Below are 14286 nucleotides of genomic sequence, written 5' to 3'. Positions count from 1 at the left end.
GGTTAATCATTTACGTTAATATTGTTAACTGTTCCATTGCTTTGTACGGTTGGTCTATACCATTGGTTATCGATCGGTACAATTGGGTTGTAATGATTCTCGAAGCCGTTAAAGCGGTAATGGAAATAATGGTATCGTTTACCGATAAAAATCCTGAACATTAAACCGATCAGCATGATGGCGAATATAAATTTGAACGCAAATGGGATGAAGAAAGCGACTGCACCAAGTACAATCCCGAATCCTATGGTTTTTAATATTTTTTTCATCTGTTTATATTTTTTATTGTAATCAATTCATCATGAACAAATTGACTAACACATCTTTGTTTTTGTTATTTATATAGGAAGACGGAGCAACTTTATTTTTACTTTAAATTATTTTGATTTTTTTATTTACTAAGGAATTTTTTCCCTCGTTATGTCATCATGAGCGGAGTCGAAGGATCTTTTTAATGAGTTTTTAGAGGTCCGTCATTTCGAGGGATAATTATTTCATAAAAATCAATATGATGCTGATTTTTATGCAAATGTTAGGTTACCAGGAATCGTCATTCCCAACTCGATTGGGAATCGTAATGCAAGCGCTTTAAGATTCCCGCCTGCGCGGGAAAGACGACCACTCTATTAAAAATCTGTCAATGATAGAGTAGTCGAAAAATCTTTTAAATGAATCAACTTGTCGGTCGGTGAGCCATCAACCGAATAGAATTAGTAGAAAGATCGTCATTTCGACAGAAGTACAATGGAATGGAGAAATCTTACACAGTCAAAGATCTCTCCTCCAAAGGAGCTCCTTTGGAGCACTACGGTCGAGATGACGACACCTCGTTCAGAATGACAGTAAAACAAAAAAGCCCCGAATTTAATCGAGGCTTCCAATTATTCTTTATTGCGGTGGTGGCCCCATCCGCCACATCTCCGTTTATATTCTTCCTTAAATTTTGCCCGCTCCTCTTCGTTCATCGAATCCCATTTAGCACGCATTCCCCGTACGCGCTCACGGAAACCGCCACCATGCCCTCCTTTATTGAAATTTCCGAACAATATTCTGCAAAGCACGAGTAAACCTAGCGCTTGCCAATAATTAAGTCGCCCTGCATGGGCAACTTCTGGCAGAATCCAGTTCCATAAAAACATAACTACATAGCCCAGCACCGCTGCAATAAGCACCGCTACAGGGAAAAAGAACATGAATTTCTTACCGCGATTAAAATTTCTATTCATCATGTCTGTAAATTTAATAGTTAATAAATTCCTGATATAAATTTTGTAACCGGTTACGCAGGTGTTTTACCGCATAACCTTTTCTTGATATTAATGTTTTGATATTCTCTCCGGTTTCATCGGCCAGCTCCTGAAAGGTACGTTCTTCCAGTTCGTTCTGAACAAACACGTAACGCTGATTCTCCGGCAGTTCTTCCAAGGCCAAAAACAGTTGATCCCAGAATAGTTTTTTTAAACTTTCTTCTTCTGGCGAGTAAGCCTCAGCAAGTAAAATTTCTTTAAAATTGATTTCACCATCCTCCCCTTCGAAAGTGAAATCTTCTAACGATTCTTCTTTTTGCTTACGATATTTATCGGTGATCTTATTTCTTGCCACCCGATATAGCCAGCCACTAATTTGCTCAATGGCGCCAGCCTCGGGCTGATTGCTGAGCTGAAACCAGACGTCCTGTAAAATATCTTCCGCATCCTCATCTGTATTCACCCTTCCACGGATGAAACTGAATAAACGCTTACCATAATTGGCAACCGTTGAAATGATATTTTGAGGTTCGTTTGTTGGCACTAAATTTTGCTTAATAACCCAGTAAACGGATGAAACTCAATATTACTTTAAATTTTCTTTACTTTTTTTTAAAAATTGGCATTTTCAATCAAAATCAACTGATTTTTAGGAACTTATAGTGATCTCTTTTTGAGTAATCCTTCGTACAGTTTTTGATAAGTCGGTACAGCAATGCCAAGTTTTTCGCCTTCCCGTACAACGTAGCCTGTTAACGACTCAACTTCTGTTTGCGGTTTTTGATTGAGATAATCGCGGTGCATGGATGAAGTAACCTCGTAGGGCATCGATTTCATCGTATTTAATGTTTTGCCCGAAATGTCATCACTAATGGTTACGCCTTTAGCAAGGGCAAGGTTTTTCACTTCTTCAATTAACTTCAGAACAGTTTCAATATTTTCTTCCAGTACCTTTCCGATAGTGCTATCGAAATAAGACGTAGAAGTAGCCGTAGGAGAAATAAATATAAATTTTTCCCAGATGGCGGTAGATATTTTATCCGAAACCGTTACATCGATATCTGCATCAAACATTAAATCTTTCAGATGTAAAACCTCATCACTAAGTGGCCCATCCATACCAAAAAATAGCTTTTGAATGTTGCCAGAATTTTCGATTATACCAGTCGATTTAATTTTGGAAACGATAAACGCACAGCCTTTTAAAACATTTGCATTGGGCAGGATTTCTAAAATTTCATCACTTGCGCTAACACCATTTAAAAGTGGCAATAATATCGTTTTATGGTTAATTAAGGGTTTTAACTTTTCGATGGTCTGTTTTAAATCGTAGCTTTTCGTGCAGATTACAATATAATCGGCAACGCCAATTTTATTATAATCATCAGTAGCCAGATACGGCTTGGTTACAAAATTTTCGCTCCCTTTTATTACAGTTAAGCCTTTGTTCTGTATCTCCTTTAAATGTTCGCCACGGGCAACAAAAACAACTTCTACATCATCTCCGTTGTTGTATTTCTTAGACAATAAGCCTCCGAAATACCCACCTACGCCACCAATTCCTATAATAACAATTCTTGTTTTATTTAGCATGTTAATCTAAATATGATAAACAGATTATTTCAATGCACCTGTTGGGTTATTTCCTTTATCCACTACAGTTTTAATATTCCCTTCTAAATCAGAAACATATATTTTGCTTTGCGTAAAGGGTTTTTCAGCTCCGCTATAAAAAATTCGATCATCGGCCGTAACAAAAACATAAGGAACATTCATACCCTTTGGCGAAATACGCATTAGTTTTTTATTGTTCAAATCTAAAACATAAACCGCTTCGCTCGGTCCTGTTAATCCATCCAGAACATCGGTATTCCCCGCATTAAAAATCAGTTTTTCTCCATCTTTTGTATAAAAGAATCGGTTACTACTGGCTATCGAAAAGTCTTTTCCGATTAAACTTGCAATAGATTTGGTATCTGTTAATTTTCCGGAAAGATCAAAGGTGTACAGGTTATTAAGATCTTGCCCGATGATTTCCTTTTCATTTTTCCAGGTTGGCGCATAAACATTTATTTTAGATGCACTATCAAGCATCACATAACCCGAATTATCGGCTTTAATTACGCCTATCTTCCATAGGTTTTTGTTGTTAAAAATATTGAAAGCAATAGCACCTCCATTGGCCGACCACATGGCCTGATAATAATTATTGCTATTTACCTGCAATTTCCCCTGGCTTTTATTTTCCATATCAGCAATCCAGATTGATCTATTTCCTACAGAATCGCTAAGCGTATAAGCCAATTTATTTCCATCAGGAGAAATTGCCGGATCGGTAGCACCACCGAACGAAATCTGTTTCATGGTATCGATACTTGTGGCTACAATTTTATCACCATCCTGATAAGCCAAAGCAAAATTTTTATTGCTTAATGAAACAGTATCTAAAATGGCTTTGGTATTTTCTTCTTTCGATTTATTGTTGCCACAAGAAGTGATTAATGTAACACAGGGAATTAAGATAGAAATTAATGTGGTGCTGATTTTCCTCATGTACAATTTTACAAATAGTTTTTGTGTCTGCGGTTGCTGAGTGGACAAAGAAGCTATATTTTACTTAATACAAACTTTGTGTTGGTCGATCCTATCCTTCGCCATGGCACGTGTCCCCACGAACAACAACTAAACCGATTAAATCTTTCAAAAACCAATACGATACCAAAAGAGTCTAATTTCGGCCTGTGGAGACACAGACCGAGGCAATCGATTTCTATCTGCCGTGGTTCGTGTCTTCACGAACAACAATTAAACAGATTAAATCTTTTTCCTATCAGCGTAACCAAATACCTTTTGCAGCAATGTTGTGCTTCTTGAGTTCAGGTTACCCCTAATTTTTAGTTCTTCTTTCGCAACCTCCACAAATAAACCATCTATCGCTTTTTGTGTAACGTATTCAGTTAAGTTGGTATTTACTGGCTTTACCAAAGGTAAACGGTTGTATTGTGTAGTTAAATCGCTGTAATACTTGGTGGCATTTACCTTATTCAAACTTGTGGTTACAATCGGACTAAATTTTTGCATCAATTGTGCAGTTGTCACCCTTTTAAAATATTCGGTAGCTGCGTCTTTGTTACCCAACAGGATATTAGTCGCATCCGTTAAAGTCATCTGTTTAATGGCCGATATAAAAATGGGCTTCGCTTCGGTAGCAGCGTCTTCGGCAGCGCGGTTTAAGCTTACAATTACATTATCGCAAAGTTTATTCAAACCTATGCCGCGCAATGTTTTTTCAACCTTTTGTGCTTCAGGAGGCATTAGGATTTTAACAGCCAGATTCCCCAAAAAGCCATCTTTAAGTGAAAGCCTGTCAGCGCCAGCAGAAACACCAATTTGTAGCGCTTCCTTAATCCCCTGTCCTATTTCAAAAGTAGATGGTGTTCCGGTAGCAGCTGTTGTAGTGCCTTGTTTTTCGGTTATCTTTTTAAATATATCACTCAGTTTAATCTGTGCGCTAACATTTAGGCTTGCAAATACCAGCATGGCCAGTGATGCCGTTAAAATATTGATCTTTTTCATTTTGTGTGTTTAATCATAGTTAGCAAAACAACTGCCATACTTTTTTTATTTACCCTCAAAGATAAGCCTTTGCCCATGGCAACATTGTTAAACCGTTTAAAAAGATAGTGAAGAACGTAAAATATTTAGCACCTTCTCTTCCTAAAAAATTAGTTTATGTCTCATCACTCAGAAATATTTTTTATACTTGAAAGATAATTCGAAATAGCTACCATTTTTTTGAGGTTTATAAAAAACACAGCTGGAAACTCCCAGCAAGACGACGCCAAATTGATTGCCGAGTATAAAAATACTGGCGATTTAGACGCGTTGGGTACGCTTTACAATAAATATATGCATTTGGTGTTTGGGGTTTGCTTAAACTACTTTAAAGATGAAGAGCAGAGTAAGGATGCGGTAATGCAAATTTTTGAAGAACTGGTAAAAAAGCTGAAAATACATGAGGTACAAAATTTTAAAAGCTGGCTTCATGTTTTAACGCGGAACCATTGTTTAATGGCCCTACGGAAATCGGCCAAGCAAAATAATGTCTCAATAGACGATACTTTTGTGGAAAACAGCGAGTTTGTGCATCTGGATATAGACAACACAAAAGAAACACAGCTTACCATTATGGAAAAGTGCATGGAAACATTGCCTGAAGAACAGCGAAAAAGCGTAGATTTATTTTATTTACAAGAAAAATGTTATAAAGAAGTGGCCGATATTACTGGCTACGATATGCTTAAAGTGAAGAGTTACATCCAAAACGGTAAGCGTAATTTAAAGATTTGTATAGAGAAAAACAGTAGTGAATAACGATTGGTTAGATATTGATGTTCTGGAAGATTACCTGGATGGTAAGCTTGATGCTAAGGCTATGCACTTCGTAGAAAGACAGGCTTTGGAGGACCCTTTTGTTGCCGAAGCATTGGAAGGACTAAAACAATCACCTAAACGCAAGCAAACACTGTCTATTTTACAAAAACAACTGTACGACCGTGTTTCTGAGAAACCTATAAAACGCAAGCTTTGGGGCATTACTACGCAAAGGTTAAGTATTGCGGCAACAGCAACGGTTGCCTTTATCGCGGTGAGCATTTTATTCTTTATGCGCGAAACTAACCGCCGAAACGCAGAACTTGCAGCACATAAACAAGGTGGTGTAATGGTTCAATTGGATAGCACAACAGCAATTGCTTCAAATCAACCTAAAAAAGATACGTTTACTCAAAATTCGACAAAGACAGCTTTGATAGATAAAGCAATTACAGCTGCAAAAACAGGTGATTTAGCAAAAAATACTAAAACCAAACCTATTGTAGAACCTGCCGAACAACAAATTGCCGAAGCAAAAGCTGTTTCAGATTACAATCGGGCAAGAGCGGCAAAAGCAGAAAACTTTGGTGCCTCTGCTTATAAAGCAAAGGCAGAACAAAGTATACTAAATGAAACTGTGGTAGCTGCAGCACCTGCGCCGGCATTAGGCTCAAGTAAAATTGCATTTAGTGGCAACGTTGTAGACCAAAGCAATGGCCGGCCTGTTCAGGGTGCTGTGGTAAAGTTAGCTGGCTCCAAAAATGTAACCGCAACAGATGCTAAAGGTTATTTCTATTTACCTGCCGATAGTAATGCAAGAGATAAGGACTTGTTGATTAATGCCATTGGTTTCAAGGAATTGCCTGTAGCCGGCTTACAAGACCCTAATGCGATTAAAGGTGCTTTAAGTGGGAATAAATCACTAAACGAAATTGCATTAATTACAGGTTCGAACGGGCACAAAAAAGAAAATATTGCTGCGCCGAAAATTACACTGCGTGCAGAACAAAACCTGGATGGAAAATCGGCCGATGATATTACGAAACCTATTCCGGTTTCTACCATTAACTATAGCCAATACTTAGAAAATAATAATAAGCTTTATAACCCTAAAGGCCCGGAGCAATTTGTAATTTTAAGTTTCAAAGTTAAAAACAACGGACGGCCAACAAATATTACCGTTATAAAATCGCTTAACAAAAAAGCCGATGCGGAAGCGAAACGACTTATTCAAGATGGTCCGGATTGGGTATTACCTAAAAACGGAACAGATTTAGTTGAAATAAGCGTTAAGTTTTAATCGTATTCAAACCATTCCACAAGCAAAGCATATAAGGGATTTTAAGGAGATGATAGGTCTCTAAATAGACTTAAGGCGAATCGTCATTACCAGATGTCAGTTTTAGAAAAAAAACAAAAGGAATTGGGATGACAAATTTCTCCTAAGGAGATCGTCATTGCGAAGCCGATTTTTCATTGGCTGAAGCAATCTTTATCGCAAGTTGGAAAGATTATTCATTTTTAAATATGTTTTTAAAGGCATTCATGAGCTCACTTTGTTCGGTTATCTTCGTGCCTCGCAATGACTCCTGATTTTTGGAAACTGTCATTCGTAAATGATTGGGAATCATGCCAAGGGCATTCCTTCAGGATAATGCAATGAGCTTTAAGATCCCCCACCTATGTAGGAATGACGAACTACTCATTTTCGGATTTCTCCTTATCAAAAAGATTTGCGGCACCCAATATTCTCCCAAAAACCACAACAATTGTAATTTAAACCCGATATAAGCGGCATCCTGATTTTTTCATCAGGATAAAGCGTTTAGCGGGACGGGACCCAAACCAAAGGCTTCCACTCTTGCTTTCCAAATCATTATAAAACAAAAAAAGACCAAAACAATTAAGTCTTGGTCTTTTTAAGTATATATTAAAGATTTTGTTTTTATTTTAAGTAATAAATTGCTGCATAAATTATTGCAGCCAAAGTAGCCGATACCGGAATGGTTAAAACCCATGCCCAAATCAGATTAATAGTTACACCCCAACGTACTGCTGATACACTTTTTACAACCCCTACACCTACAATGGATCCTGTAATAGTATGCGTTGTAGAAACCGGAATACCGAAGTGCTCAGTAATACCCAATGTAATTGCTCCGGCTCCTTCTGCCGCAACGCCTTCAAGTGCTGTTACTTTGGTAATTTTAGAACCCATTGTTTTTACAATTTTCCAGCCGCCACTCATTGTACCCAATGAGATTGCCGAATAACAAGCGATTGGCACCCATGCAGGCATTGAGTCGAAATCAGGAATTACTTTTGCTGCAATTAATGCTGTGGCGATAATTCCCATTACCTTTTGCGCATCGTTACCACCATGAAAGAAACTTAATGCTGCAGATGACAATAACTGCAAACGTTTAAACCATTTCTCAGCAGTTGATGGCTTCGCATAACGACAGATATTGATGATAATCAATGTTAAAACCACTGAAATTACCAAACCGATTATTGGAGCTAATACAATAAATGATACAATTTTAACTACATAACCCATGTTTACAGCATCCATCGGACTAGCGCCAGTAAGTAAAGCATGTGTCATACCTGCACCGGCAAAACCACCAATTAAGGTATGCGATGAACTTGAAGGGATACCATACCACCAGGTTAAAAGGTTCCAGATAATTGCAGCAACTAAACCTGCAAGAATAACTTCTAATGTGATATAATTTTCAATTACCGTTTTAGCAACGGTATTAGCCACTTTGTGGTCGGTAAAATAAAAATAGGCGGCGAAATTGAACAACGCAGCCCACAAAACCGCCTGAAAAGGCGTAAGAACTTTTGTAGAAACAACTGTTGCAATCGAATTAGCGGCATCGTGAAAGCCGTTAATGTAATCGAAAGCAATAGCCAGAATTACAACAACAACCAATAAGGTAGTTACCATGTTTGTTTTTTATTAAGCGTTTTTAACCAAGATAGTTTCAAGCACATTCGCCACATCCTCACATTTATCTGTCGCTTTTTCTATCGTTTGTAAAACCTCTTTTTGTTTAATTAATTCAATCGCATTGGTTTCGTATTCAAATAAACGGGCTACCGCTAATGTAAATACATAATCAGCCTGATTTTCGCCACTGTTAATACGGATACAAGCATCGGCAATTACACGGATGTTTTTGAAACTGCGTAATTCTTTAATTGCTTTATCAATATCAGTACACATTTCTACCAAAAGTTCGGCAATTTTAACAATCGGCTCGTTAATGGTATTCATGTTATACATCTGCATACGGTTTGCAGTACCATAAATGTAATCGGCAACATCATCAACTGCAGTAGCCAGTGCATGAATGTCTTCTCTATCAAATGGCGTAATAAAGTTCCTGCTCAGTTCAAGAAAAATTGAATGGGTAATATCATCACCTACATGCTCCAGGCGCTCAATTTCTTTAAAAATTGTTTTTCTGCTTTCAGCATCACCCGTGCTAACCATTTCTAAAAGGGTTTCAGCAATTTTTAATGCATTGCTACCTGCTTGTTCGAAAAGCGGATGAAACTTTTTGTCTTGAGGTGTAAAGAACTTAAAAATATTGTTCATGTTAATTTTTAATATGTTGCAAAGCTACAAGCCCAATGTTAAGTTAATGTTAATTTCTTAATTATATTAACGAAATCGATTGGTCTTTCGTCATACAGAGTTCATTTCAACATTTTTTAGGTGTTTGATAATGAATCAATAAGGCATAGAAAATAGTGTAGCTGATTCTTCAGAAGAAAATTTTGCTAATTATACCAACCAATGCGAGCGGTAACTGCACTTTTTTAGCCGTGATGTGATGAATAGGATTTGGAAAACGGCGAAACTTCTTCTTCGGCAATGGCAGTCCCGCTAAACGCTTTATCCGATGAAAGATCGGGATGCCGCTTATATCGGGTTTATGAACTGGGGTAAGCGGCCATCCGAAAAACATTGATCGATTGATTTTCCTGTCGGTATCCATAATAACAATTCGTATTATCATAGAAAGGTTGGTAAGTCATTTACCTAGGAATTAGAAATAAAGGTTCTTTGTATACTCCCTTGTCTTTATGGTAAAAACGGATAGAGACACAAAAACATAGCAACTTCTTTGTGCCCTTTGTGACCTTCTCTGTGTGCTCTGTGGTAAAGGCAATTGTTACCCGCCTTTTTGTAGCGTAAAAGCAAAGGTAGTACCTATACCCGGCGTACTTCTGACCGAAATAGTCTGTTGGTGTGCCTCTAAAATGTGTTTTACAATGGCTAAGCCCAAACCCGTGCCTCCCACTTCTCTCGCCCGGTGGGTATCGATGCGATAAAAACGTTCAAATAAGCGTAATAAATGTTTTTCTTCAATCCCAATGCCATTATCGGTAACTTCTATCAAAAACTGATCGTGCAGCTCAAAAATCTTAATGGCCGTCTCCCCTCCATCAATGCCGTACTTAACACTATTTACCATTAAGTTAATTAATACCTGCCTAATCTTTTCACGGTCGGCCGAAACCAATGTAATGGCAGTATACTTATCTTTAAAAAAGAGTTTAATATTCTTTGCTTCTGCGCGGTCTTCGAGGTTTTCCATTACCTCTTTCGCCAGCTGCACAAAATCGAATTTTTGGTAGTTAATTGGCGATTCGCCCGTTTCTAACTTTGAAATAACGTCTAAATCATTAATTAAATAACTCAGGCGCTCTACATTATTTTCTGCTTTTTTTAGAAATAAAACAGCCTGATCCGGATCATCTACCAAACAGTCTTGTAAAGTTTCAATATAACCTTGAATGGCAAAAAGTGGTGTTTTAAACTCATGCGAAACGTTCGAAAGAAACTCTCTTCTAAACTGTTCCTGTTTTTTTAATAAATCTATTTCTTTTTTCTTCGCGCCCGCCCATTCCTTTACTTCTTGCTCTACATCATTAATCGGATCGGAACTCACATACTCGCCAAGCGCATCTTTTAAATCTTTACCTAATTTAAGGTTATGGATGAGTTTGTAGATGAGTTTAATTTTGGTATAAATGTATTTCTCCAGCAAATAATAAAAAACCAAAAAACTGCACAGAAAGGATACACCAAAAGAAATAGCCATGTAATACAGACTATGCTGAAAATAAAAATTAACCATCCCGATGGAAAGACCAACGGCGAGAGCAGTAAATAGGACCAGCACACTTAATTTCATGTTGCAATTTAAAGCTTTTTATGTTAAATGTGTGTTAAGAGATAAAGGTGATTGATCCATTTTTTTGCGGAATGTTAAAACAAAAAAAAGCTTTCCTTTTTGGGGAAAACTTTATAAAATACGGTAAGTATTACTTATTTCTTTGTAGAATCTGTTTTAGCTGGAGTCGAAGCTGCAGGTTTAGTGCTGTTTAAATTTCCGCCAAGTGGAGATGGTGACGGCGTTTTATCTAAACGCTCTTGAATAGCTGAGTTTCCAACTGCAGCAGTACCACCGCTAGTTTTAGCAATTGTAGTAACTGCAAGGGTTAAAACTACTATTAGGGTTAACAATACCCATGATCCTTTTTCTAAAACATCGCCAGTACGTTGTACACCAAACATGTTACTGGTGCCACCGCCTGTAGCTAAACCTCCGCCTTTAGGATTTTGTACTAAAACAAACAAGCCTAAGGCTACACACGCAATAATTAATAAAATGATTAAAAAGGTTACCATGGTAATATTATATTTTAAAATTTCTTTTCTATAGATTGGATAAGGTCGGCAAAGTAACGGCTTTTTTCCGGATATTTCAAACTTAATTTTTTATAAGTATCTATGGCTTTGTGATAAAGCATTTGCTCAATATAAATTTTAGCTAAAGTCTCCGAAACAAGGTCGTAATTGTCTTCTGCGCTTTTCTTTGCCTTATTTTCATTATCTATCTGTTCAGGCTTTGGAGGCTTAATTGTTGGATCTTCTTTTAAGAATTTCTCTATAATTTCAGCGCCCTTTGCATCTTTAATTTCGGCAGAAGGATATTCAGCTAAATGATCGGCTACTTCGAAAGGAGTTTGAATATGAAAGATATGCTCAACATACTGTTGTTGAAACTCAGCTCTTTCTTGTTGTTGGTTATTTTGTGGCTGTGGTTTTACCTTAGCGGCGTTAGGGTGAGCATAAGGTTGAAAAATCTGTTCGTGCTCTTTACGGGTTTTAGCCAACCACCATAAAAACGTGTACGGAAGCTTATCGTCGTTATATTGCGAAACAAAATTCCTTTCAGGTTCGTCCGGAACTACAGTTTCAATCTCTGGAACGGTTGCAACTACATCTGTACTTAATTTCTGCTCAAAGGCAAAGAAATCGGTAGCGGCTATACTTTCAATAAAAGAATCGTCATCGGCAGGTAAGTCCATTAAATGACTATCAATACCTGGCAGGTTATTTGGCGTTTCTACGTTTGCTGTTTGATTTATAGATGAATGGACATCTTCTGTAAATTCACTTATTTCTTCAAAAACCTCCTGTTCATCCTGTGTATCAGTAACTACTTCATTAATTTCTGTTTCCTCTTCCTGCTCTGTCTCTCGGACTGAAACCATATTTAATACATGGAACAATACATGCCCTTGGCTATAGAGTGCTGCCTTCGGCACTGCTGATGGATTAGCCTTAGCCAACAGTAAATGGATGGGCTGAGCATATGGAAATTGCTGCACCATTTCCTGCAACATGGATACATGCTCTGGTCCAACCTTTCCAGGTTGCGCAAGTAAATCTGCCAGTAGCTTTTTGTTATCCATTATCGAGGTTTGCCGCTAAGTTAAAAAAATGTAGACGGGTTTTGAAAATTTTGTCTTTTAGAATCCTGCTTTATTTACCACTGCGCAAATGCACGGTTAAAAATATCTTCCGATAATTGTCTGTTAATGTTTTCAATAGCACCAGGCAGTAATGTTTGAATAGGCGCTCCACTTATCGGAAAATCGAAATATTTGGTAAAGCTTTCTTCAAAGCTTTCTTTTTCGTGTTCTTTTATATTATTCTTATACTTTACCGAAACCGTTATTGTTAATCTGTTTGCACCTGAGGTAGGTGTAGCGCTATTTTGAAGCGCAACCGGTTTAATATCGTAACCCGTTATTCTTCCCTCAAATGATGCATCACCCTCACCTGTAGGAGAAATAACCAATTTGGTTTGATTGCGGATCCGGGTTTTTAATGATTCAGTGATCTGATTACTTAGTGTTGGCACAACCAACGGTGCATTATTTTCAAATACGCGAACAACAACCGTTTTTAACCCCGTTGTTGATGCCCCACTGAACTTATAAGAACACGCGCTCAATATTGAAGCAACAAGAATTAAAGCAAATATTTTTATTTTCATCAGTTGTATAATTATTAATTTATTGCTCATTGTTTTTAAAGGTGATGAAGCTATAAATTTAATTCTTTAATTTTTCTGTACAAGGTGCGTTCGGAGATACCTAATTCTTGCGCAGCGAACTTACGTTTACCTTTGTGTTTTTTTAATGCTTTTTTAATCAAGTCAGATTCTTTATCCACTAACGACAAAGATTCTTCTACCTCTTCAGCCTCGTGCGCAAAATAATCTGCATTATTGTTGTTGATATTATTATTGCTTGGTGCAGGTTGCTGAATGGTAAAGGCATGTTCCTGCCCTGCAGGCAATTCTACATCACGATACAGCTGATTGATGTATTGTGGGTTATCTGCCAAAACAGTTGCGGTATTTCCACCGTGCTGAATAATTTCGGCAACTAGTTTTTTGAGTTCAACCATATCCTTTTTCATATCGAAAAGTACCTTGTACAAAATATCTCTTTCTGTAAAATCTTCTTTCGACTGAGAATTAATCGTCATTGGCAGGTTACTTCCTGCTTCATTCGGGATGTAGTTTAAAATAGCCTGTCCGGTTACATTACGGTCTTTTTCCAATACACAGATCTGTTCGGCAATATTTTTTAACTGGCGAACATTACCCGGCCAGCTGTAATTGGTTAAGATCTGAATGGCATCTGGCTCCAGGTGCAATGCCGGACTACGGTATTTATCACTAAAATCGGCAGAGAATTTTCTGAATAATAAATAAATATCTTCTTTACGCTCTTGCAAAGCTGGTATGCGCAATGGAACAGTATTTAACCTATAATATAAATCTTCGCGGAATTTTCCATTTTTTACGCGGTTATACACATCAACATTGGTTGCAGCAATAATGCGGACATCTGTTTTCTGAACTTTAGACGAGCCCACGCGTAAGTATTCGCCACTTTCTAAAATACGCAGTAAACGTGCCTGTGTGCCCAAAGGCAGTTCAGCAACCTCGTCTAAAAAAATGGTTCCGCCGTTTGCTACCTCAAAGTATCCTTTACGTGCCTCGTGTGCGCCAGTAAAAGATCCTTTCTCGTGACCAAACAATTCTGAATCAATGGTTCCTTCGGGAATGGCACCACAGTTTACAGCAATAAAAGCACCGTGTTTACGGGCACTCATTTGATGGATAATCTGTGAGAACACCTCTTTACCACTACCACTTTCGCCTGTTATTAACACCGACATATCAGTTGGTGATACCTGGCTTGCAATATCGATAGCACGGTTAAGCAATGGCGAGTTGCCAATAATACCGAACCGTTGTTTAATATTTTGTGTATCCAT

The 14286-nt window shown here is 37.7% G+C and carries 15 protein-coding genes; 2 read left to right on the top strand and 13 right to left on the bottom strand.

The genetic code is table 11. The features are described 5' to 3' along the window. Window positions 1-2 precede the first annotated feature (2 nt). The 6 genes from EZ456_RS07105 to EZ456_RS07080 all read right to left on the bottom strand — a co-directional run bounded on the left by EZ456_RS07105 (window position 3) and on the right by EZ456_RS07080 (window position 4823). Entirely contained in the window at window positions 3-269 is a 267-nt protein-coding gene (locus EZ456_RS07105) for a hypothetical protein (RefSeq protein WP_131528694.1), read from the bottom strand. A gap of 612 nt (window positions 270-881) precedes the next feature. Then, on the bottom strand, window positions 882-1229 hold the full coding sequence (locus tag EZ456_RS07100) for a hypothetical protein (protein ID WP_205945045.1): 348 nt from the start codon (window positions 1227-1229) through the stop codon (window positions 882-884). 10 nt (window positions 1230-1239) lie between these two features. Then, complete coding sequence (locus EZ456_RS07095; RefSeq protein WP_131528692.1) at window positions 1240-1791, bottom strand: RNA polymerase sigma factor; 552 nt, start codon at window positions 1789-1791, stop codon at window positions 1240-1242. A 113-nt stretch (window positions 1792-1904) separates the two neighbouring features. After that, window positions 1905-2840 (bottom strand): ketopantoate reductase family protein, encoded by a 936-nt coding sequence (locus EZ456_RS07090; RefSeq protein ID WP_131528690.1) that lies wholly within the window; start codon window positions 2838-2840, stop codon window positions 1905-1907. A 24-nt stretch (window positions 2841-2864) separates the two neighbouring features. Then, the gene (locus EZ456_RS07085; protein WP_131528688.1) at window positions 2865-3800 is read right to left on the bottom strand and encodes a TolB family protein; all 936 of its coding nucleotides are present in this window, start codon (window positions 3798-3800) and stop codon (window positions 2865-2867) included. A 261-nt stretch (window positions 3801-4061) separates the two neighbouring features. Continuing rightward, window positions 4062-4823, bottom strand: coding sequence for a DUF4197 domain-containing protein (locus EZ456_RS07080; RefSeq protein WP_131528686.1), 762 nt, complete (start codon window positions 4821-4823; stop codon window positions 4062-4064). 219 nt (window positions 4824-5042) lie between these two features. Between EZ456_RS07080 and EZ456_RS07075 the strand changes: the two genes are divergently transcribed. Both EZ456_RS07075 and EZ456_RS07070 read left to right on the top strand, forming a co-directional pair. After that, window positions 5043-5621, top strand: coding sequence for an RNA polymerase sigma factor (locus tag EZ456_RS07075; RefSeq protein ID WP_131528684.1), 579 nt, complete (start codon window positions 5043-5045; stop codon window positions 5619-5621). After that, entirely contained in the window at window positions 5614-6921 is a 1308-nt protein-coding gene (locus tag EZ456_RS07070) for a carboxypeptidase-like regulatory domain-containing protein (protein WP_131528682.1), read from the top strand. The genes EZ456_RS07075 and EZ456_RS07070 overlap by 8 nt, the downstream gene beginning before the upstream one ends. Before the next feature lie 645 nt (window positions 6922-7566). Here the strand turns inward: EZ456_RS07070 and EZ456_RS07065 are convergent. From EZ456_RS07065 to EZ456_RS07035, 7 genes are all read right to left on the bottom strand, one after another. Beyond that, window positions 7567-8577: an inorganic phosphate transporter gene (locus tag EZ456_RS07065; protein WP_131528680.1), complete on the bottom strand. Its 1011-nt coding sequence runs from the start codon at window positions 8575-8577 to the stop codon at window positions 7567-7569. A gap of 12 nt (window positions 8578-8589) precedes the next feature. Continuing rightward, entirely contained in the window at window positions 8590-9231 is a 642-nt protein-coding gene (locus tag EZ456_RS07060) for a DUF47 domain-containing protein (RefSeq protein ID WP_029274248.1), read from the bottom strand. 580 nt (window positions 9232-9811) lie between these two features. Beyond that, window positions 9812-10837: a sensor histidine kinase gene (locus EZ456_RS07055; RefSeq protein WP_131528678.1), complete on the bottom strand. Its 1026-nt coding sequence runs from the start codon at window positions 10835-10837 to the stop codon at window positions 9812-9814. A gap of 134 nt (window positions 10838-10971) precedes the next feature. Further along, window positions 10972-11334 carry a preprotein translocase subunit SecG gene (gene secG, locus EZ456_RS07050; RefSeq protein ID WP_108197142.1) on the bottom strand — a complete coding sequence of 121 codons (363 nt, stop codon included), beginning with the start codon at window positions 11332-11334 and terminating at the stop codon, window positions 10972-10974. 14 nt (window positions 11335-11348) lie between these two features. Next, complete coding sequence (locus EZ456_RS07045; RefSeq protein WP_131528675.1) at window positions 11349-12404, bottom strand: hypothetical protein; 1056 nt, start codon at window positions 12402-12404, stop codon at window positions 11349-11351. A 74-nt stretch (window positions 12405-12478) separates the two neighbouring features. Further along, window positions 12479-12991 (bottom strand): LptE family protein, encoded by a 513-nt coding sequence (locus tag EZ456_RS07040; RefSeq protein ID WP_131528673.1) that lies wholly within the window; start codon window positions 12989-12991, stop codon window positions 12479-12481. Window positions 12992-13041: 50 nt separating this feature from the next. Further along, window positions 13042-14286 carry a sigma-54 interaction domain-containing protein gene (locus tag EZ456_RS07035; RefSeq protein WP_131528671.1) on the bottom strand — a complete coding sequence of 415 codons (1245 nt, stop codon included), beginning with the start codon at window positions 14284-14286 and terminating at the stop codon, window positions 13042-13044.

It is taken from the genome of Pedobacter psychrodurus (assembly GCF_004331735.1).
Classification (GTDB): Bacteria; Bacteroidota; Bacteroidia; order Sphingobacteriales; family Sphingobacteriaceae; genus Pedobacter; species Pedobacter psychrodurus.
The sequence above is the reverse complement of the archived record's forward strand: the minus strand, read 5'-3'. Positions and strand labels throughout refer to the sequence as shown.

Bases quoted from the DNA above. Each gene is read 5' to 3' on its own strand.
- EZ456_RS07085 (WP_131528688.1), bottom strand. From the start codon at position 3,800: ATGAGGAAAATCAGCACCACATTAATTTCTATCTTAATTCCCTGTGTT.
- EZ456_RS07040 (WP_131528673.1), bottom strand. From the start codon at position 12,991: ATGAAAATAAAAATATTTGCTTTAATTCTTGTTGCTTCAATATTGAGC.
- EZ456_RS07065 (WP_131528680.1), bottom strand. From the start codon at position 8,577: ATGGTAACTACCTTATTGGTTGTTGTTGTAATTCTGGCTATTGCTTTC.
- EZ456_RS07060 (WP_029274248.1), bottom strand. From the start codon at position 9,231: ATGAACAATATTTTTAAGTTCTTTACACCTCAAGACAAAAAGTTTCAT.
- EZ456_RS07045 (WP_131528675.1), bottom strand. From the start codon at position 12,404: ATGGATAACAAAAAGCTACTGGCAGATTTACTTGCGCAACCTGGAAAG.
- EZ456_RS07035 (WP_131528671.1), bottom strand. From the start codon at position 14,286: ATGGATACACAAAATATTAAACAACGGTTCGGTATTATTGGCAACTCG.
- EZ456_RS07055 (WP_131528678.1), bottom strand. From the start codon at position 10,837: ATGAAATTAAGTGTGCTGGTCCTATTTACTGCTCTCGCCGTTGGTCTT.
- secG (WP_108197142.1), bottom strand. From the start codon at position 11,334: ATGGTAACCTTTTTAATCATTTTATTAATTATTGCGTGTGTAGCCTTA.
- EZ456_RS07100 (WP_205945045.1), bottom strand. From the start codon at position 1,229: ATGATGAATAGAAATTTTAATCGCGGTAAGAAATTCATGTTCTTTTTC.
- EZ456_RS07090 (WP_131528690.1), bottom strand. From the start codon at position 2,840: ATGCTAAATAAAACAAGAATTGTTATTATAGGAATTGGTGGCGTAGGT.
- EZ456_RS07105 (WP_131528694.1), bottom strand. From the start codon at position 269: ATGAAAAAAATATTAAAAACCATAGGATTCGGGATTGTACTTGGTGCA.
- EZ456_RS07080 (WP_131528686.1), bottom strand. From the start codon at position 4,823: ATGAAAAAGATCAATATTTTAACGGCATCACTGGCCATGCTGGTATTT.